A 20940-nucleotide genomic window follows, 5' to 3' on the forward strand; every position below is an offset into this window, starting at 1 on the left:
GTCCAGGAGTGTTTTCGGCACTTGCCGTCCGGTCGACTGTTGTCACCATGGCGAACACAGCACACACCCGCTTTTAACCACTCTTGTTCCAGAACTAAGCCTCGCGTTGGAGGGCAGGGCGTGTCGGGGGACGGATCGAGTTTGGAGCGCCGCGAGTGGGCGCTGGTCGGCGCTGTCTGGCTGGGCGCAGTAGTCGTGATGCTCTATCGCGTTTTCGCAGCGGGCGAGGCGCAGCCCCTTTTCGCCGACACCGACGACGCGATGCGGCTGGCTTTTGCGCGCGACTTTCTGAACGGTCAGCCGTGGTTTGATTTTATTGCGCACCGGCTCAATACGCCTTTTGGCGCGGAACTGCATTGGTCGCGCTTCGTCGATCTGCCAATCGCCGCTCTGCTGGCAGTTTCGACTTGGGGTTTCGGCGCGAGCACGGCGGTGGTTGTCACCGGGGTGGTCTGGCCGCTGTTGCTCTTGGCCGTTTTGATTTATCTCACCGTGCGCATCACCAAAACCTTGGTGGGGCCAGAGGGTGTGCTTCCCGCTGCGCTTCTGCCTGTGCTGAACCCAGCGCTGATGGCCGAATTCTCACCGGGTCGACTTGATCACCACAATGTCGTGGCAGTGCTGACCTTGGCGACGGTCTTGGCAACGCTGATTGGGCAGCGCCGCTCGACAGGCGCATGGCTCGCGGGATTTTTCGCGGCCTTTTCTATCGCCGTGGCGATTGAGGCTCTGCCGCTTGTTGCCGGAGCAATCTTGGCCTTTGGCCTTGCCTATGTGCTCGATGGACAAAAGCGTCATGCGATGATGCGCTTTGGAATAAGCTTTGCGCTCAGCAGCGCCTTCTTTCTCGCCACCGCGCGCATGCCGGATCGGTGGTTGGAAGCGGCATGTGATATGATCTCGCCAGTCTATGTGCTCGCCGCCGCTTTGGTTGGGCTGAGCTATTGCGCGGTCGCGCTGCTGCCCCAACAAAACCACGCGTTCGGCCGTTTGGCTTTGTTAGCGCTGTTCGGGGCGGGAACACTGAGCATTCTCGCTTTTGCCTATCCGCAGTGCGTGCAAGGCCCCTACAGCACGCTCGAACCCTGGCTGCAGGCCAATTGGCTGAATAATATTGTCGAGGCAAGACCATGGCATGTGAGCCTCGTCGACGGACCGGTTTATGCTTTGGTGGTGACTGTGCCTGTCGTGTTGGGGCTTATCATCGGTGTGGTAGCGCTCAGGCGTGGCGTGAACATCGACCTTTGGCTGGCTCTGGTGTGCTTTCTGGCTCTGGCCAGTCTTGCCATGCTGTTTCAGATCCGCGGAGCGCGTCTTGCCACCAGCCTATCTGTCCCGATGGCAGCATGGCTGATTGTGGGGGCTCGGCAGAACTATCTGCGAAACACCAATATTTTGAGCACGCTGGGGCTGCTTGTGAGCTGGTTAGTATCGGCAGGTGCAGTGCTGGGCCTTGGCGGCAATGCCGTATTGGCCCTGACGGGCAATGCGCCCTCCGCAGAGGCCTCTTTAGAAGTAGGGGCAAAGCAAGAATGCTTAGTGCCTGACGCGTTCGTCGATCTGGCAGGCTTGCCAGTTGAGCGGATCATGACGCCTATCGATCTGGGCGCGCATATGATGCTGTATACGCCGCACCATGTTGTGGCGGCGCCTTATCACCGTAACGAGCAGGGGGTGTTGGACGCTTTCCGCTTTTTCCAAAGCAGCGAAGCCGACGCTTTAGCGATTGCGCGCAAGCGCGGTCTGGGCTTGGTGGTCACATGCCCGTCCATGCCTGAAATGGGCGTCGAAAAATCGGGGGATGGTCGATCGCTTTTGCGCCTCATCGCCGCGGGGCAATTGCCCGAATGGTTGCATGAGGTGCCGTCTGCAGGCCCGCTCAAAGTCTACGCTATTGCGCCGGAATAAGCCCGAGCTCGGCTTGTAATCGTTTGGAGAGGTTTGCAGCAACCAGCCGGCGTGCTTCCACGATATAGGCGGAAATCTCTTGCTCGGTCAGTGGGCTGCGATGGGAGATCGCCACCCATCCGGCGCGGGCGAAGTAAGGCGCGGGGCGAATGCCTTCCACCTCAATCATCAGGGAAAAACTCATAGGCGACACTTTGAGCCAGATCTCGCCCGGGTCCTTGTCGAGCAAGCAAAACACCTTACCGCCAATCTTGGCGACAGAGTCGTCGCGCCATTGCCGGACCAGCGTTACGGCCGGAAGGCTTAAGACGAAGCTCTCAAACGGCTCCCGATGCATGATCGCTGGATAAGTCACGGCCGGTCCGGAAAGAAAAAAAGCGCCCCGACGGATCGGAGCGCGAAATGCTTACCATGTGAGGGGACAGCGCCTCAACTAGGCCGAGACGCCCAAGCCTATTGGGCAGCTGACACCTGTGCCCGCTAGGCCGCAATAGCCATTTGGGTTTTTGGCAAGATATTGCTGATGGTAGGTTTCTGCATAATAGAAGGGGCCGGCAGGGCCGACCTCCGTGGTGATAGGTCCCAAGCCACGCGCCAGCAGCGCCTCATGATAGACAGCGCGGCTTTTGTCGACCACTGCTGCTTGCTCGGGAGTCGTCGTGTAGATGGCGGACCGGTATTGCGTGCCCACATCATTGCCTTGGCGCATGCCCTGCGTTGGGTCGTGTTCTTCCCAGAAGGTCTTCAGCAGTGCCTCAAGCGAGATCTGCGTGGGGTCATAGACTACTTTAACAGCCTCGGTGTGACCGGTGAGGCCAGAGCAAGCTTCCTCATAGCTCGGGTTCGGCGTGTGCCCGCCTTGATACCCCACTGCAGTGACCAGAACGCCTGGTACTTGCCAGAAGAGGCGCTCGGCACCCCAGAAGCACCCGAGTGCGAGATAGATTGTCTGGCTCCCGTCGGCATAAGGCCCCTTCAGCTTCGTGCCATTGACGAAATGGTGTACGGCAATAGGCATCTCGGTAGCGCGGCCGGGCAGGGCTTCGCTGGCAGAAGGAAGAGTAGCTGGCTTGCGGAAAAACATGAACCGGTCCTGTGTCTGCGTTTGAGGCTGTGTACCCCATATGGGGATTGGAGCGGCGAAGCGCCAGAGCTGGAGGTTAGATGTACTCAGGCTGCAAAAAGCGTTCGCGGCGCGGGCGACGCCCCACCAGCGCAAGAACTATCCCCAGGATTCCGAACACCGCAAAAGCAGGGTAGCCCAACAAAGCCGAGAGTCCGGTCTGCAGCATGTCTGCAAAGTAACGGCTTCCTACGAAAGAGAATGTCGCCTCGAGCGTGGACGGGTTCAGTTGGGTCCAGAAGTTTTCAAGGCTAGTCCAAGTAATTGACTTGGAGGCGAGGGATTTTGTACCGTCGATGATCAGCATAATCAGGCTGAGGGCGATAATCCATGTGCCCAAAAACCTCAAAACTGCGCGCATACTACCCTCTTCCGTTCTTGGGGCGGAGAAACACAGTTGTCGGCGCAACCCTTCCACCCCTCATGTCGCCCATCTTATCACCCTCGCTGGTAAGCTGAAACGGATGATGGTGATAAACTCAAGAATGTGGGTGAACGATCCCTTGCGTCCGAAACGATCCTGAGTATATTGCGCCTCGCTCGCAGGGATTTCCAACCCCTATCGGTTCATCCGAAACAGCGATGCGGAGAGGTGGCCGAGTGGTCGAAGGCGCACGCCTGGAAAGTGTGTAGGCGGGGAACCGTCTCAAGGGTTCGAATCCCTTTCTCTCCGCCATAATTCCCGAGAAGCCCGTATTCCTTGGGAACACAGCAAATTCAATAGCTTGAGCTTCGCACAGGTCCATTACACTGGTACAGTGGAGCTATGAGCGACATGCCCAAACATCCCCGTCTGATTAAACGCGGCACAACATACTATGTGCGCGCCGCTGTGCCTTTGGACATCAAGGCTACCTATCCGAAGTCTGAGGAGAAAGTGTCCCTCGGTACCGGTAATCACAGCGAAGCGGTGGTGTTGGCTCGGAAGATCTCTCGCGAAATCGATCTGCGGTTTGAAGCGCATCGTCGAAATCTAGAAGTCAAGTCCACCGCTCCCGTCCAAGCCTTAACCGATGCTCAGTTGCTGGCCGTTGAAGAGGCGTACTTCCGTCATCTGCTCGAGGAGGACGATGAGGTGAGAGACACAGGCTTTTACGAGTTAGACGAGCCTCTACCGAAAACTCCCGTCCAATCTTTTGATGAATACGCCGAGGAGTTCGGAGAGTTTGCTGATGTTGCTCGCCATCTGTATGCGCGGGGCAAGGTCGAATCTTTCTATAGGGATGAGGCTGAGGAGGTGCTGTCTTGGACCGAACTAGGGATTAACCTAGCGCCCGACTCTCCGAGCTGGAAACCTGCGGTCAGGGCTATTCTGGCTGCGATTGTGCGCGCTCAGGGCGTCGTGGAGGCGAGAAACCGAGGGGATGTTGTTCGCACCGCAGAGGTTGCTAAACGCCCGTCAGTCGGCATTGCTGCTAGCGTTGCGGTTGCCTCTGGTGCAGGGCCACTGGCGTCTGTCGTTCGCAAGGCTTGGATTGAAGAAAAGTCGCGTTCGGCGTGGGTTGAGAAAACGCGGCGAGAACATGAAGTCTGGTCTGCACATTTTCTCAGTCTGGTTGGTGACCGTCCCATCGGCGATTATAGCAAGTCGGACGGACGTGCATTCAAGCAAGCTTTGCAGCGACTGCCTCCCAACTGGTCCAAGCATTCGGCTCTCGCCAGTTTGGGTTTCGCGAGCGCTAGTGAGAAGGCCTCAGAATTGGGTCTGCCTCCAATGTCCGACCGAAACATAAATAAGGTCATTATGTTTTTGGGGTCATTCTGGAATTGGGCAGCCGAGAATTACGACGAGGCCAAGGGCAATCCATTCGATAAGCTCAAGCTCAAAATCAAGGCTAGCGCACGAGATGAACGAGACCCATTCACGATAGCGCAGCTCAACGGAATTTTTCGTGCCCCCATATACACGGGTTGTGTGTCCAATCGCTTCTGGGCGCGAGCTGGTAGCGAGGTGCTGAGCGACAGTGGTAAATACTGGGTTCCCCTCATAAGCCTTTATTCAGGCGCACGATTGGGAGAAATAATTCAGCTCAGGACGGCGGACGTCCAAGAGGCTCAGGGTGTGCTGCATTTCGTGTTGGTCGATGAGCATGAGGACCAACGCCTTAAAACCGCGAACGCCCAGCGACTAATTCCTGTCCATCCTGAATTGGTGAAGATGGGGCTAGCGCGTTTGGTCGAGCGCAGGCGTAGGGTTAAGCAGGAGCGACTTTTCCCTGATCTGCCAATGGGCGAGGACGGTTATTATTCCTCACCATTCTCCAAGTTCTTCACCCGCTTTCTTGTTACATGCGATGTGAAGACGGCCAAGACTAGCTTTCACAGCTTCCGGCACAATTTTGAAGATGCTTGCCGAGACGCCGAGATGCCCACTGAGATCATGAATACACTCCAAGGGCATAGCGAGAAGGCTATGGCAGCTCGCTATGGCAAAGGGTACGTGTTGCCGAAGCTTGATGAGTGGGTGAGGCGCATAGAATACAAGGGGCTTGATCTATCGCACCTGAAAAGCTGCTGACTATTGGTGTCGCGGCTTTCTAGATGCAGCCTCAAAACTGGACGGTTTTGGCATAAATCGATTACCCCCCACATTAGGAGGCCCCCCGGTAGTTACCTATCATAGCATGAGCGTATTTGAGGGGTCATACTTGGAAGCTTAGGTCTGGCATTGCTTCTGCTGGTCGCATTAGTTTTCAGCTAAAAATGCGAGACGGCACAATCGATTCAGTCGCTGAGCATGTCCCCCGTCCCTCCCCCTCAATCAGTTTCATTTCAGAATAGGCAGCGCGTTTCTACTGAGATTGCCTCCCACGGGACTAGACCTTCCAAAATCTAATCGGGTTCTGAACGTGCTTAAGTTTAGGGTTGGTAATCCGTTTTCCACGCGCTCCGACGTAAAGGTCCCAGATTTCTGAGGGGGCATCCTCACCAACGAAGCCGACTCGATGTCTCTCTGAACCGTCAGCGTGAGGAACGTCAGGGAAGTTCTCTGGAGTGGCGTACATCCATCGGGTAGGGCGGAATGCACCAACTACCACGCCTCTGACTACTGCCAGCACGTACTCCGCTTTCTCTGCTCTCGTCTTCGAAATGCGCCAGCAAAATCTAACTAGGTTATAGACGGCCCGGCGATCAAACCTGTCCTCAAGCTTGTTGATGTTGATAACGACCAAGGCGTGGTCAGGATGTTCCGGGAACTCAGGGAGGCTGTACTTATCGATGAGTTCCAAGTGGTTCATTGGGCCCCTAGAGCTACTCGCATGGCCTCCTTGGATGTTGGTGAGGCCGGGGTAAGCGTCTATGAGCGCAGCCTCAACCTCGAAGATAGCATCGTCTGGTACCTCGTGACGATGTATGACGTGAAGAACTTCTAGCCCTGAGGACTTGATTGCGCGAATGCGCTCAAGTTTTGGCCCCATGTTTTGGTCTGCATCGTCGTCAACACTTTGCAGGCCCTCAGCATGATCAAAAACTCGATTGTTTTTGCCTTTCCCCACATAAAAGGTCTCGCCGTTGCGCGGGTCAATCAAGCGGTAGACGTAGTTTCCTATTTTCTGGCAGACCTCTTCGGGGAACCTTTGGTGCAACTTTGCCTCGTTAGTTTCTGTTTCCAGTCAACTTGATAATGATTAGCAGCGACAAAGTGTGTCAGCAACAAATCGAGCTGGTTCTTGAATTCTCCTATCGTCCAGATTTGGCTGATGTGGTCTCGTTCCAGACATTTCTGAATGGTCGGCGTTAGTCAGGGTTCAGCGCTGCTCGCCGGGGCGATTGTTCTGGCTTTTTGGGTATGCCCTAAGCGAACCAGTTCTGTTGATGGTTCGATAATTCGGTTTGATAACTCAAATCGAACCGTTTATTTGCGAACCATCCTAATCGAACTGATGGTGCCTTATGTTCGTACGTGCCTACCTTCGCGCTTCCACCCAAGAGCAAGACGCAACACGGGCTAGGAGCGAGTTGGAGGCCTTCGTAGAGGCCCGTGGGCTGGCTATAGCGGCAACCTACATCGAGAACGAAAGCGGGGCCTCACTGACTCGCCCTGAGCTTTTTAGGCTGCTTGGCGATTGTCACCCCGGAGATGTGCTGCTGGTTGAACAGGTGGACCGTCTTAGCCGTTTGAACGCTGCTGACTGGGGGCGTCTCCGAGCTGAGATCGCAGAGCGGAAGGTTCGGGTCGTAGCCCTAGACCTTCCAACTTCGTGGCAGCTGGCTATCGAGAACGCGGACGATTTCACTTCGCGCATGGCCGAGGCGATCAACGGTATGCTGCTTGATATGTTGGCCGCAATCGCCCGTAAGGACTACGAGGATAGGCGAAAGCGTCAGTCGCAAGGCATCACTTCCGCTAAATTAAGAGGGGTATACAAAGGTCGTCCTGAGGATGTTGATCGAAACTCTTTGATCGTCAGCCTGTTAGAAACGGGTCGTAGTTGGAACGAAATTATTTCAGCTACAAAATGCTCTAGATCTACTCTGGCTAGGTTGGCCAAGCGAAGGCAGTCCTTGGGTGAATAAAGTAAGGGCGGTTCTTAATGGCGTATATCTTCATGATGGTGTCTGTTTTTTTGTTGTAGCTGCTGCGATTCTCAGCTCAGATGGCTGTTCTATTTAGCTTGAACTGAGTAATTCTGAATGGCCAATGTGGATATTCCGCCTGAGCTTGTATCTGCCGTGCGTGAGGGGCGCGCCGTACTGTTTTTGGGCTCGGGTTGTTCAATTGGCGCGTCGGGTTTCCGTGGCGCGAATGGAGCTGTTCCCAATGCAACGCAACTGAGTGAGCTTATAGCGAAGGAGTTTTTGCCAGCAGGGTACGATAGCTTGGGGCTCAAACGCACCTATGATCTAGCTTGCACAGCGCGGGACACACGCTCAGTGCAGAAATTTCTGTTCCAACTGTTTGAAGTTGTAGAGCCTGCAGAGTTTCACCTGCTCCTGCCAACTTTTGTATGGGCAGGGATTGCGGGTACCAACTACGACACGGTGGTCGAGAAGTCATACGAGCAGCAGCGCGAACGGGCGCAGCGGTTGGTCGTTAACCGAAGAGACGGAGATGGTGCGACCGATCAGTTGGGTGAAGACGGCGTGCTTTACATCAAACTGCATGGATGCATAACCAGACATGCAGAGATCAAGCCTCCAATGATCGCCAGCACCGAGCAATACATAAAGTATAGCGATGGTCGCATAGGGCAGTTCAAAACATTCATGGAGTGGGCGAGCAGTCATACCGTCGTGTTTTGCGGGTACAGCTTCGATGATGCGAACTTGAGGGCCTTGCTACAAGAAATCATTGAGGAAGGTGATGCTCGTCCGCGGCACTACATTATAAACAAGAACGTGCTGGACATAGAAGCTCAGTATTGGGTCGAAAGGCGGGTGTACGCCGTAGATAGCACTTTCGAGCACTTCCTCCGGGTTCTAGACCGCGAAATACCTGCAGGTCAGCGCAAATTAGGTGCTCTGCAGTCTCCAGCATCCACCACTTTTGGGCGCTTCATCACAGTGAATGGACGCACAGAGAGTGACGCGCTAATTCGCTACTTGGGCTCATTCATAGAACATGTCTGCATTGAACTTGAGCCCGGAACTGCAGTGCCGCAACGTTTCTACGCCGGATTTGATCTCGGTTGGGCACCGATTGCAGATGATCTGGATGTGAGGCAGCCCATCGTTGATCAAATCATCAACGGGCACATTCTCAACGCGGTTAAAGCATCCAATCAGCCCGTAGTTCTCCTTAAAGGACACGCTGGTTCAGGTAAATCTGTAGCACTTCGCCGCGCCGCTTTTGAGGCTGCTCGAAAACATTCAAAGTTATGCTTTTACGTTTCGCGAAATCACTTGATTGATATCGAGTGTTTTGATGAGATTTTTGATCTCACCAACCTCCCAATTTTTGTATTTATCGACAATATCGCTCACCATCGTGGGAAGGTTATCGAGCTAATTGCTCGCGCGAAGAAACGCAAAGCCCATCTGGTAATAATTGGTACAGAGACTTTCAGCACGTGGAACACTTACTGCGCTGAGCTCGAGCCACTCGTGGGTGCGGTGTTGGAGATGCGGTATCTCTCCCAAGAGAATATAGAAAAGCTTGTAAACAAGCTCGATGCGAATAAATCACTGGGAAATCTCATTCATTTCCCTCCTGATCGGCGGGTGTATGAACTTCAGCATAAATTCGGCCGTCAATTGCTCGTTGCCTTACTTGAGGCGACGCACGGTGTTCCACTTCAAGACTTGATTGTGAAGGAATATCACGATCTTGCAACGCCAGAAGCTAGGCTTCTTTATTTAGATATTTGTTCGTTGCATCGATTTGGTCCCCCAGTCAGAGCTGGGCTCATTTCCAGAATTCACAACATCGATTTTGAAGAGTTCAGTACCAACTTTTTCAAACCTCTCGAGCAAATCGTTGTACTTAGGGAGGATAAGCGTTCTGGCGACTATGTGTATGAGGCTCGTCACCCCCACATCGCAGATACCGTTTACCATGGTGTTTTGAAGACAGAGGATGCTCGGTTCGACAGCATCATACGCATCGTCAGCAAACTAAATCCCAACTTCTCTTACGACACAGAGGTGCTTGGCAGGATGGTTCGAGCTGAAGCGTTGGAAACCTCCTTGAGTCGCCCCGACCGTATTCGCCAAGTCTATGACGTTGCTGAAGCGTCGTTCGGCACTCGAGCGTTTCTGTTGCACCAGCGCGGTTTGTTTGAAATGCACGAAGCCGCACACCTAAATCAGTTGGATGTTGCCGGTGATCTATTCACGAGAGCTTTAGAACTTGAGCCGTCAAATCGATCTATCCGGCATTCCATTGCTGAACTGGATCTGAGGCGTTCCAGAGCTGCCGTAGAACCAGCCACGAGACTCGCTTGGCGTCGAAGCTCAGTGGAACGTGCTACCGCCTTATTGAATAAGAGTAGCAGCCCATACCCACATCACACTTTGCTCAAGGCCGCAATTGATGAGGTGGAGGATGCCCTTGGCATATTGGAAGCCGAGCAAAGTGAAGCAGCAACTATAAGCTTGGGCGACGCTATTCAGGAAGCCGAAAAAGTCTTGAAAAAAGGACTTCAAAATTTCCCAAATGAGTCGATTTTATTAGCTGAAGAAGGGAAAATGTCTGGCGTACTTTCTCAGTCTGACCGAGCTGAGAGGGCATTTGAGAAGGCGTTTGCGGCGAATAAAAGAAGTATTTTGATCGCAAGGCGACTAAGTAGAATTAAGCGTTCTAGGCAGCAATTTGAAGATGCGGCTAACGTTATAAGAGAGTGCTTAGATCACAACCCCGGAAGTGCGGATTTACATTATGACTACGCCTTGGCGCTAATGGACCACCATCCTGATGCTCCAACTTTGTTGGCAGAGGAACTGCTCTTTCACCTAAAGCGCTCGTTCACGCCGGGCGACCGCAATCGGCAGGCGCAGTTCTGGTATGCAAGGCAGCTCGCACTTCGGAAGTCTGCGGAGGAGGCACGTGCTCTGTTTGAAGAGCTCGCAAACGCTCCTCTACCATTCTCAGAAAAGACGACAGTTCGGGGAATTTTAAGGGACGGCAACGGGAGCTTGCGTAGGTTTTCAGGTTCGGTGGTGAGCTTGAATGGCGAATACGGTTTCATTCGGTGCGAGGAATTCGAGCTAAACGCATTCTTCCATTTTTCCGACCTACCCGAAGAGGAGGTCGACTACCTTGCCGTAGGTGCTCCGGTCAGCTTCTATCTGGGTTTTACTCTGCGTGGGCCTGTCGCCAAAGAAGTCAGGGTGTAGCAGAGGAGGCTGCCAACATCCGTTTGATACCTGTCTTGACGAGCTGTGTGCTTAGAGCGGGGCAGTTGCACTGTGTGTTGATTCATTGGCACTAGAGTCCGGGTGTTAAAAGGCGCACCGCCACCCGTGCAGCTACTTTGCTGAGGCCGTTAGATATAGGTGAATTGATAAAGAGCGACCTCTGAGGTGACATAGAGGTCCACTGCCATCACCATTTCCTCCTATGCCGCTCCGCGAATTATTCTCTATTGGACTCGCGGAGACGGTCTAATCGGGCTCAACGAGGTGCTTGGTCACAGGTCATGTGAATAATACTCCCGCGCTAATTCACGAGGTGAGGGGCTGAGGCCTTAGGGGATTTTCTCGATGTTTTGTGCTAATCGCGCATGCTATTGGCAGCTGGTACATTTTTGTGGTACACAGAACGTCATTCATTGCGTGCTAAGTGATTGAATTTGCTTGAAAAAGTTCGAGAGATTGAGTTTCCCTTTCTCTCCGCCATTTACCCTTGATTTTCCTAAGAAATTTCAGGTTTTTGGCAATCTACCCGCCAAAGGGCCCGCCATAATATTTGCGGTCCGTTGCGATGCTTTGCATCGCCTCAGATACTATCAAATCTAAGGTTTTATCAGGTCCTGTGTTGCGCGGAAAAGCATCCGGTCAGCTCAACTCTATAGACTTCGATCCAGTCTTGATTTGTACCCCAAACTCTAAGTGTCGATTTTATCGTTTGTCCTGCCAGCACCTTGCTGATTGCGCTATTATCCGTGTTCAGATGAGTAATTGCATGTTATCGCCAAGTTAAGCTGATTGTGGGAGCGGGAATTGGCAAAGTCTGGTCGGTCTTTAGGGGTGGTAAGTCTAGTCGTGGAGCAAAGTGACATTGTGCAGGTCGCGGAAGCGCTTGGCGTGTCTCTTGATCGAGGAAGTAGTCGGCCCCGTAAGGCGATTTGTCCGTTTCATGATGATCGCAATCCCTCGTTGTACTTGTATCATCGCGATGACGGTCGGGATAACTACCATTGCTTTTCTTGTGGCGCCCATGGTGACGTTGTTGATCTGGTTCAGCAGAAATTGGGCGTGGACTTCTTGGATGCGGTCCAGTGGCTAGCACAACAGATTGGGATGCCAATCGGCGGGCTAGTAAATAGAGATCACCTAACCCGCTCGGCGGGTAGTAGGACCTTTGCCCGGCGGTTGGTTAGTGAGGGTGATAAAGCTGCGCTAGCTGTGATCGCCGACGAACGGGGTTTTTCGGCATCATTCCTGACATCTGTCGGGGCCGGTGTTTATGATTTGGACGCTCTTAGGTCGAAAGCGCGGGCTGATAGGGAACTTGAAGACGAGCTAAGGGCGGCGGGGGTGGTTCGGCCCGAGCTGGTCGATAGTATCGATGGGTCTAAAAGAAGTTGGCTCAAGGGGTTCTATTCTGGAAAACGAATTGTATTCCCACTTGGTGAGAAGGGAGGGGCTCCCGCAGGCTACGCGGCTAGGGCGTTGGCAGGCGAGGAGCCCAAATACCTGTACTCGTTTGGATTCCCTCGTCGCGACACATTGTATGGCGCTGAAAGGGTCGTTCATGGTTGGAAAAGCGCGAAGGCGGCGGGAGAGACGACCCTTTACATCGTGGAGGGCTTGTTTGATCAGCTCCGGCTTGAGAGTTTAGGTTTCAATGCGGTTGCAATCCTCGGGGCAAAGGCTTCGGGTGGTCAAATCAACCAGATCCGCAGCTTGGTAGAAACGGCAGCTGAACTAGATAAGCGGCTCCGCATCAGGATTTTTCTAGATTCGGATGCTGCCGGCAGGAGGGGGGCATACGATCTTTCCATTGACCTATTCCGCCTTTTGGATGCCGGCGTAGTTTTTACACCTGAAGTTACGTCGCTTTCGCGCGAAGGAGCAAAGAGCGATCCCGATACCTGGTTGCGGTCAGTCGATATTAAAGATGCTGATAAACTTCTCTCGTCGCACACTTTTAATGTCTTTGAATACTTGTTGGCATATCGAGCGGACAAAGAATTATCCGATAACTTCGACGAAATTCCACCCTTAGAGCTCGCAACTATCGCTCACCGTGTGGTTAGAAGCCTGCCCAGTGTTCGCTGGCAACTACTGCTCACTCCGTTTGTTTTTCCTGACCGAGTTCACAGCTTTGTGGGCGCAATTCGCGCTTACTCAGAACCGAAAGGAGCAACACCAGTATTTGACGCTGGTGAGAGAGCCACGTCACCCAGAGCGCAGCTTATCTCGGCTCTGAACATTGGGCGATCTTCGGCCATGCGGCGAGAGTACCCAATCGACGACGAGGCTTGGGAGCGACTGAACGTTGCGGCGACACCTCTCTATAACATCCATAAGAAGAGGTTGTCGGATGGAGACGGTCCAAGCTCGTGGCTGCTATCTCGTTACATCCCTAAAGGCGGCGGCGCAGTAAGGTTAAAGGCCGGTCCTGTAGCGGCGGACGCTTTGTTGCAGCAGTATATGCTTCTTGAGTTGCTCCGTGAACATTCGGCCGCCGTGGGTTTCTCTAGCCTGATACCTGCTGTGAGGTATGATCGGTCAGGTGACGGCAGTGGTATATATCAAACTGGTGCGTCACGAGAGGCTGAAGCGCTTAGCTTCGCATATCAGGTTGACGACGCAGTTGTGAACGGACGAGCACCACCTGCTCGCGAAGGTATGTTTCGGCCATACTACGAATGCTGGCGTAGCTTCATTGACTTTCTCGAGAATAAAATCCGCACCTATCGTCATGACGATATGCAGATACTACGGCTCGACATTTCCAGTTTTTATGAAAATGTCAGAAGCGATCATGTGCATGAGCTACTTGAAGCAGCACTTGAACCTGCGCTGGCACTTTTTAAAGAGGCGGATGGCGGCTGCTTAGCCTTCGCATCATTATTTAAGCCAACGATGGAGAAAAGTGCCAAAGCTCGAGGGCACGCTGTTGCTGACTGGCTAACCCTGCATGCTTTTCATAATGTACATTCGGATCCAATCACCGGCGCCCAGAATGCGTTAAAGGGACTGGCTCAGGGCGCTGATTTATCATCTTATTTAGCTAATCTATCGCTCTTCAGCCTTGATGAGATGATGCGCGCGGAGGTTGCGCACATAAATGCTTCGCGCGAGGCCGGCGACGGTGACGTCGGTTGCAGTGCGGCGTATGCCCGCTACGTGGACGACATCGTTATTGTCTGTCCGACTACGGAAATAGCGCTAATGTTGCGGCGCAAAATCGAAAGCCACTTACAAGTCCGCGGCTTGTCGCTCAACAGGAAGAATGCAACGCCTCCATTGATGACCAGAGCTCAGGCTAGGGCGTGGCTTACCGATAATCGTAGCGGCTTTGGTTTCTCCGGGCCTCTATCTGAAATGCCTGTTACCGCAGAAATGGATCCACTTGCGGATGCGGGTGACATTGACCGTCGAACTGCTTTGGGGCTCCTATTCGATCCCCTACTCGATGATCTCCGGCAGCCTAAAGCCATACTCCAGCAACTCGATTTGGCACTGTCAGCTAACGAGGTGCGTTTCAGTGACCGAGCAAACGCGTATCGCCGATACTGGCAGCTTGCTGCCACAAATGGCGGCGACGCAAATTCTATTGCAGATGAATTTGTCAAATTTCTTTCTAGCAATCGGACAGACGCGAATACGGCAGACGCCCGTGTGGAGCGTGTCCTTGCAGCGGTTGAGGCTCTTGAGCGCGCGCTTAGAGTTCAAATTCCGGATAGATTAGATGACGATTTAAGTGCGCTGTGGCGCCGTAGCAGACAAAACTTAGCCAGTGCAGTTCTGGAGGACGTGGTCAGAGCTGTGGTACAGGCCTGTCTTGGGTCAATTGCTAGCGATTTTTTGAACAGATTTGATGTTCGTAGCCACGTGGCAGTTTTAGCGTGCTTGGCTGACAATGTTGGAAAAACATTGGGCGATGACAGAAAGTTTGACGCGCTAGCGGGTTACCATTTTGGAGGGGGGCCTGATTTGCCTGCCATTCCACAGGATGCCCGCTTATCTCTGTACCGACACTGCAGCTCATTCCATCCGGGCACTACATCGCTCTTGGTTCCTTCTCGGACACAAGCGGCAGATGTGTTTTTCCGCTTAGAGAAGGCAATTGTAGATCTTCAGCATTTCGCTGCAGGTGGGCGCGATCTCTCGCCCTTGGATCAAGCCCCAGATATCGATGGGGACCTTAATTCGGTAGCTTTGGCAATTTTGGATGTTTGGTGCCCGAGTGACAAAGATGCTCCTAAACACTTTGGTGAGATCGAACTCGACGCGGTTTCGACGCTAATAAACGTAGCTCACAAACGCTTCCAAGAGATTTGCTCCACTAGGCCTCTAATCTTGAAGTCACTTCTCAAGAGTGAAAGCGTGAAGGCGCTTCCTGCTCCTCCAGGCCTAAAGTCGACCGGCGTCATGGCATGGTGCGATAATGGTGTCCTTGTGTTTATAGGGCTCAATACGAAACCGGTTTTACCTCTGGGCGTGGACTGGACAGCGCAGGTAATCGATGAGGGTACTAAATCAGCCTTTGGCCAAATCCCAGTATTTTGGTGGGAGGCTAATTTAGGACATCCGTGTGTGCCGCTATTCGAAGCGGACATAGATTGGAATCCTGGTCTGATCTCCCAGATCTACAGGGCTGGTTTCAAACAATACATAGATCTAGTCAATGGCAACGCTAACGCTGTTCCTGTTCCAACAGCGTTCTCTTTCTTTGGCAAGGTAGGCAGCGATCGAGATGTAGACCCTGAAGCACTGCGCGTGGTGTGTTGGAACATGCCTCGCGAAGAAGTTGATGGTCACGCGTTCGTTGTTGTCGGCTCTGCGCTAGAGGCGCGCACCGTCCATGCTAATGGGGCTGAGCTGTGGCGTTACGGGTGGGCAGTTTTGGATGTGAGCCGCAGGCCTTCCGGGCCAGCTGACGATGCAGATCAGCTAGATAAACATGGGGACACACCGCTTGAACGTGAGGGGCATCGTCGAGATGCATTGCTCGCGCGCGTGTTACCACGGTTGACAGGGGATCAGTGGGGGCCGGGCCATCGGACTACTGCATCGGATATACCGACGCGGATAGAACGCGCGCTCCGGCTTCTCAGCGCATTCGAACAAACAGCAGAGCCTAGCGAACAAGCAACGTACTTGGTGGCGGCCACAGCGGAGGGTGCCTTTATGGCTGAATGCCTCCAATCGAAGCTGAACCTAAACCTTCCGGGTGCTCTAGGAAATCTAGCTACACGAGCTGCAAAACGGGTGACCCGCGCACTTCCTGCTGCTGCAAAGATCTGGCCAGCGTCCAAAATGTCACTGTTCACTACCAGGCGTAGTGCTGCCGCATGGCTTAGCCTTGCGGAGCGCCTCGAGGAGCGGTCGGCTGGCATTTCGGAGGATGCTAGAAAACCGATTAATTCGTTAGTTTGTGCTTATCGCGTGACAGGCATAAGCGCAGAGTTGCGAGCAATCTGTCTAGAGATCATATCCGCCCTTCCCTCGGGCACGGTTCGCCGCCTAGGTGAGGTGCCAATAGACTTGTCGGATCTCTCCGCGAGCCTACCAGCTGGTGGTTTGTTGATCGCCGGGCGTCCAAACTTAAGCAGCGACATTGATGATCAGCTTAGAGGCTTGTTTCAAGCTCTTGCTGACATGGCCGACGGGCGTCTTGGTGCAAACGAAATTAGAGATCTGACAACGCCACTGGGGTGGCTGCTAGCATTGTCGACCTTGCTTCAAGTGACACCACCTCTTGGAGTACAATTTACGACTGAGCGGCCCAATTTGTGGGTTATGAGCACGGAGGCTCGCACTAGTGCCAAATCAGCTATTGAAGCTTTGATACATCCGCTGAGCGCGGCAGCTCCAGATATTGAAGCAGTCGAAAACTGGCCGTGGGGATTATTCGCTGCGATGGAAGCAGGGATGAACCGGGATTTATGGAGGCAACTGGCAAATCTCACACGTGCTGCGCGACTTGTCGTTGAAGACATCAGCTCTTCCGTCGCTCCGCGTACGACAGAACACGTAGGAAATCGAACCGTCTATCGCATGCCGGATGGTACGAGTTACCCACTTTGTGACTTTCAGGTCGATCCTGCATTTCTATTCCAGGAACGCCAATTTTCGATCGAGGGAAATGTAAAGGATGGCCGACTAGTCTATCGGTATTCGGTTTCCAAGCATCTCGATCGAGTAGTTGGCTTCCACTTTGCTACTGCGGCGTTTGGCAAGGTCGCATTTTCTGACGGATCGGCTGCAGAGAGAGAACAGGGCAGTTCTGTAACTGAAGCAACCGACAGATTAGCTCTCTCCCCCTCTGCTGCGGATGTGCGCACGGATGAAGTAGAGCCCTTGGTCGCCCATCCTGCAGCTGCCGCTCCGAATACCAGCGATCACACTCCTAGTGAGGATGAGCTCGCCGCTGTCACGACCTCCGTGGGTGGCGCAATCGTCCCTCCGTCAGTGATTTCCGCGCAGGAAAAGAATTGGTTCAAGAGAGCGAAGCGAGACACGAGCCGACAAAGGATCGCGTTTGTTCAGTGGGATGTTACAAATACCTATGACGCGCCCGGCGCGCGCGCGGGTGAACTAGAAGGGTTAGTAACATTAAGCGGCGATCCGGCTACTCCAGAACAAATTAATGATGGAGGCTATTTTCAGTCACACGAAGAGTTTCGTCGTCGAGCCATACTTAAGCAAGTGCTTCGAGCATGCGATAATTTTAGAGTTGATGGACTTGTCCTGCCTGAGTATTCCGTACGACCCGAGACTGTAAATTGGCTTGCGCGCTATTTGCGAAACCAAAAAATGAGCTTGACCGTATGGTGTGGGACGTTCCGAGTGCCTGATGGCTCAATGCTGCACTCGGACACATCTTCTGGGAATGAGCCTTTTCTCCATCGGGCTGACGGTGACGATGCTGTCGGGCTTACGCCGTGGCGCGCACATGCTGCGCTATTAACCTGTCTGGATGCCAGTAATGTTGGTGATAAGGCAAAGGTCGACGTTTATTTGCGGCCCAAACGCTACCCGTCTGCAGCATCGAAAGAAGCTATCGTCCCCCATCCAGGGGAGCCATGGGTGCCTCTACTTCACAATGAGCGAAATCCGTTTCGGTTGGGGGCCTACACAGTTGACCTTGTGTGCTCTGAGATGTTTGCTCACGCGAGCAGTGCTAACTTTATGGGTATTCTGGACGAAGTTGGGGAGCTTTGTTCCAAATATGCGTTGCAATTTTCTATGGATCGCGCAGTGAAAGATCTGTACGCAGATATACGTGATTTCGCGAAGTGGACCTCTTATAGAAATATTGCTGCGGCTAAAGAATTGTATCGGTCAGAAGCGATGCAACGCAGTATCATCATTTTGCCTGCTATGACTTCTAGATCTGCGGATTACCACATTTTTGGCCAAAACCAGTATCTTGCTGCCGGGTTAGTCACTGTCTTTTGTAACGCAGTTGAGCCGGGATACGGTTGTGGAGGTAGTGCGTTCATTGGCCTTGATGGCTGGAAACAAGCTGGAGAGGCGGACACACCGTACGGCTCTATTGCGCCTGGAATATTCATCGTGTCTTCGGACCACACTGGCCCCCTGAAGCCGAATGAGGCGGCGATGGTTATCGCCGACGTAGATCCCCTACACACAACGGATTTGAAGCCTCGTCCGCACTATCAAGGTAGGTCATTAGAGCTAGTGGCGCATCTACCACTCATATTTTCGACTAAGCCGTCATCGCGCGGTGGGAGGAGAATTCAAAGAAAACGTTCAGATGATCCGAGCTCTAAAAGCTTTGCAGAGGCAGCTGAAATATTTGACAGAGTTTTGCAGCGCAAAAATAGTTGGAGAGACGAACTTGCCTATCGCCATAGTTCAGATGATGTCGAGGCGGAGCGACAGGAGGCGGTACAGCTAACAGTTGAAGCGCTGAAAGTTCTCGAGGATTTCGCAGATAACCGGCATTGGCTTAATAAGCGTACGGAGGCCTTTAAGAACAATCGGTGGCGATTTGTGGCGCCTGATGTTTTACCTGCGCTTGTTGACTGGTTATACATCGACGATGAGTGGCGGCACAGTGCTGAGTTGCCTTCTGACAGTCACCCGCTTACGATTGATCAAGCTGTGATTGCCGTTCCTCGGGATAGCTCAACTACGAAATTTTCGCGCTGAACCTATGTCGAGAACGAATCTGATCTCCGTTTCGGATGAAGAAGCCGCTGTTCGAGAGCTGGAAGAGAGTGGGCGTTACCGGATTTATCGGCGGGTCGACTTGAGCCGCTGCCTTCTACCGCGCGCCGCCCTGCCCACGCGAAAGGCGGTCTTTGTCGATATCGAGAGTACAGGATTGGATGTTGGACAGTCAGAGCTGATCGAAATTGGGATCTTGCCGTTTGAGTATCAGATTGATGGCACAATCGTTGCGATAGGCGAGCCACAATCATATTTGAATGAGCCCGATAGCCCTATATCAACAAAGATTACCCAATTAACGGGTATCACCAACGAAATGGTCAAGGGCCACCGCTTAGACCCTGAAATCTTGACATCAATTCTAGATGAGGCCGCCGTAGTTATCGCGCACAATGCAGCGTTTGATCGACCAATGGCAGAACGGTATTGCGCAAAGTTTTCAGTGATGCCCTGGGTTTGCTCCATGACTGATATCGATTGGAATAGAGAGGGGCTTACTAGCCGCCGGCTGAGCGATCTTCTTGCGGCTTACAAACTGTTTTTTGATGCCCACCGAGCTATAGATGATTGCGAGGCAGGAGTTGCGCTCCTTGCTCAAAAGGCTAACTCGTCGAACGAATGTCTCCTCAGCCTCGCGCTAGAGAACGCTCGGCAAGCTACCTGGCGTGTCTTTGCCATGGGAGTGCCATATTCGAACAGGACGACGTTCGTGGATCGTGGCTATCGCTGGAATGCGGACACAACATTCGGTCCTAAGGGGTGGTGGATAGAGCTGCGCGAGGAGGCACTCAACTCAGAGAGAGAATTTATGGAAGCGCAGCTATTGTGTAACTCAGTTCAACTTGATGTGCGGCGGTTGAGCGCCCTTGATCGATTTACTGCTCGCTATTCAGAACGCAGTGACATCTTCCCAGAGCACGCAACCCCGCTACTTCCGCTACCGTGAGGTCTCTTTGTAGCGGAAGTAGCTGCTGTGCTGAGAGCTATTTTACAATCTGGTAGGCCGTTTTTCTTCGTACGCCGCGGACCATGGTCCCTTCTGGCAACAGGCTTAAGTGACCATATTCTTCCAAAATCTGGATCGTTTTTTGGATTGTCGCAGAATTACGTAGAGCATTTGGCCCGCTTTGTTGGATCTCACGCGGGGTTATCGTGGTGTGTTGCCACTCGACGTTGAGCCATTGGCTTAGTTTTTCTGCATTCTTGATCCCTATCGACACACGCGCAGGCGCTACTACTCTAGCCGCCTCACCCATGTAGTATCTGGCCAGCTCGATGCCCCATTCCATGGCTTGATCGCCAACTCTTTGGGCCTTGATATCGCTCCACAGTGTGAGTACCGCTGCAATTCGTACAGCCTGTTCCGGGGCCTTTGACGCAAAGCTGCGCACAAGTTCGAATTTACCACCTGGAGCTTGGTCGAACTCAAGCTCGTCGTGAAAAGCCCTCAAACTAACTTCCGCCCTATGCGATAACGTGAGGGTTCGGGGCTCTAACTGTTGACGATCTCCATCTGTCGGCAATGGCTGCGCTAGGGTTCGCCTCAGTTGCGCGTTGAAAAGGCCAAGAGCGGCATGACTTTCGGGCCCGGCGAGCCGGTATAGCCGCGTGCCGATCGTGCTCGTGGGCTGACAGATTAGAGCTCTCGCGAGAAACCCCTGCTCAACAGCAAGTCCATCTTCTAGCAAGTTTGCTAGTACCGCTGGCTGGGCCATTAGGTGCATAGATAGGCGTCGCCCGAAGTAACTCGAAATACCATCTCCAGCACGAATTCTGTTTATCGGATCACCGTTCCATAGCTGAGATATGAGCTGCTGCCGGTTCGGTGGACCCACGGTTAGGCTAACTTAGCTTTTTCTTCGTAGTCTACGGGGCTCAGATAACCCAGTGTAGAGTGCCGGCGCCTCGGGTTATAGAAGCGCTCGATATAGTCG

Annotated in this window: 12 protein-coding genes and 1 tRNA gene; 7 read left to right on the top strand and 6 right to left on the bottom strand. The window is 53.1% G+C overall.

What is annotated here, in order from left to right; all coding sequences use genetic code 11:
- Window positions 1-120 precede the first annotated feature (120 nt).
- On the top strand, window positions 121-1908 hold the full coding sequence (locus tag JHC09_RS06130) for a hypothetical protein (RefSeq protein WP_199531219.1): 1788 nt from the start codon (window positions 121-123) through the stop codon (window positions 1906-1908).
- Here JHC09_RS06130 and JHC09_RS06135 read toward each other — a convergent pair.
- The 3 genes from JHC09_RS06135 to JHC09_RS06145 form a co-directional block, all read right to left on the bottom strand.
- Window positions 1892-2263: an MmcQ/YjbR family DNA-binding protein gene (locus JHC09_RS06135; protein WP_199531220.1), complete on the bottom strand. Its 372-nt coding sequence runs from the start codon at window positions 2261-2263 to the stop codon at window positions 1892-1894. The genes JHC09_RS06130 and JHC09_RS06135 overlap by 17 nt on opposite strands.
- A gap of 78 nt (window positions 2264-2341) precedes the next feature.
- Window positions 2342-2992 (bottom strand): peptide-methionine (S)-S-oxide reductase MsrA, encoded by a 651-nt coding sequence (gene msrA, locus JHC09_RS06140; RefSeq protein WP_199531221.1) that lies wholly within the window; start codon window positions 2990-2992, stop codon window positions 2342-2344.
- A 76-nt stretch (window positions 2993-3068) separates the two neighbouring features.
- Window positions 3069-3392, bottom strand: a complete 324-nt coding sequence (locus tag JHC09_RS06145; RefSeq protein ID WP_169194203.1) for a hypothetical protein — start codon at window positions 3390-3392, stop codon at window positions 3069-3071.
- 225 nt (window positions 3393-3617) lie between these two features.
- Between JHC09_RS06145 and JHC09_RS06150 the strand changes: the two genes are divergently transcribed.
- Window positions 3618-3707 (top strand) — tRNA-Ser (locus tag JHC09_RS06150).
- 90 nt (window positions 3708-3797) lie between these two features.
- Complete coding sequence (locus JHC09_RS06155) at window positions 3798-5549, top strand: site-specific integrase (RefSeq protein WP_199531222.1); 1752 nt, start codon at window positions 3798-3800, stop codon at window positions 5547-5549.
- A gap of 298 nt (window positions 5550-5847) precedes the next feature.
- On the opposite strand, the gene JHC09_RS06160 is transcribed toward JHC09_RS06155, so the two are convergent.
- Window positions 5848-6618, bottom strand: a complete 771-nt coding sequence (locus tag JHC09_RS06160) for a hypothetical protein (RefSeq protein ID WP_199531223.1) — start codon at window positions 6616-6618, stop codon at window positions 5848-5850.
- Window positions 6619-6925: 307 nt separating this feature from the next.
- Here JHC09_RS06160 and JHC09_RS06165 point away from each other — a divergent pair, with 307 nt between their 5' ends.
- The 4 genes from JHC09_RS06165 to JHC09_RS06180 all read left to right on the top strand — a co-directional run bounded on the left by JHC09_RS06165 (window position 6926) and on the right by JHC09_RS06180 (window position 19952).
- On the top strand, window positions 6926-7549 hold the full coding sequence (locus tag JHC09_RS06165; protein WP_199531224.1) for a recombinase family protein: 624 nt from the start codon (window positions 6926-6928) through the stop codon (window positions 7547-7549).
- Window positions 7550-7666: 117 nt separating this feature from the next.
- Complete coding sequence (locus tag JHC09_RS06170) at window positions 7667-10807, top strand: SIR2 family protein (RefSeq protein ID WP_199531225.1); 3141 nt, start codon at window positions 7667-7669, stop codon at window positions 10805-10807.
- 1197 nt (window positions 10808-12004) lie between these two features.
- Window positions 12005-18985 carry a reverse transcriptase domain-containing protein gene (locus tag JHC09_RS06175; RefSeq protein WP_248308901.1) on the top strand — a complete coding sequence of 2327 codons (6981 nt, stop codon included), beginning with the start codon at window positions 12005-12007 and terminating at the stop codon, window positions 18983-18985.
- Window positions 18986-18989: 4 nt separating this feature from the next.
- Complete coding sequence (locus tag JHC09_RS06180) at window positions 18990-19952, top strand: 3'-5' exonuclease (RefSeq protein ID WP_199531227.1); 963 nt, start codon at window positions 18990-18992, stop codon at window positions 19950-19952.
- Window positions 19953-19989: 37 nt separating this feature from the next.
- Here JHC09_RS06180 and JHC09_RS06185 read toward each other — a convergent pair whose 3' ends face one another.
- Both JHC09_RS06185 and JHC09_RS06190 read right to left on the bottom strand, forming a co-directional pair.
- Window positions 19990-20841, bottom strand: coding sequence for a DUF3987 domain-containing protein (locus JHC09_RS06185; protein WP_199531228.1), 852 nt, complete (start codon window positions 20839-20841; stop codon window positions 19990-19992).
- Window positions 20842-20843: 2 nt separating this feature from the next.
- Window positions 20844-20940 (bottom strand): IS3 family transposase (locus tag JHC09_RS06190; RefSeq protein WP_199530998.1); only part of this gene is annotated, 97 nt, incomplete at its 5' end.

The organism is Devosia sp. MC532 (assembly GCF_016461625.1).
GTDB lineage: Bacteria > Pseudomonadota > Alphaproteobacteria > Rhizobiales > Devosiaceae > Devosia.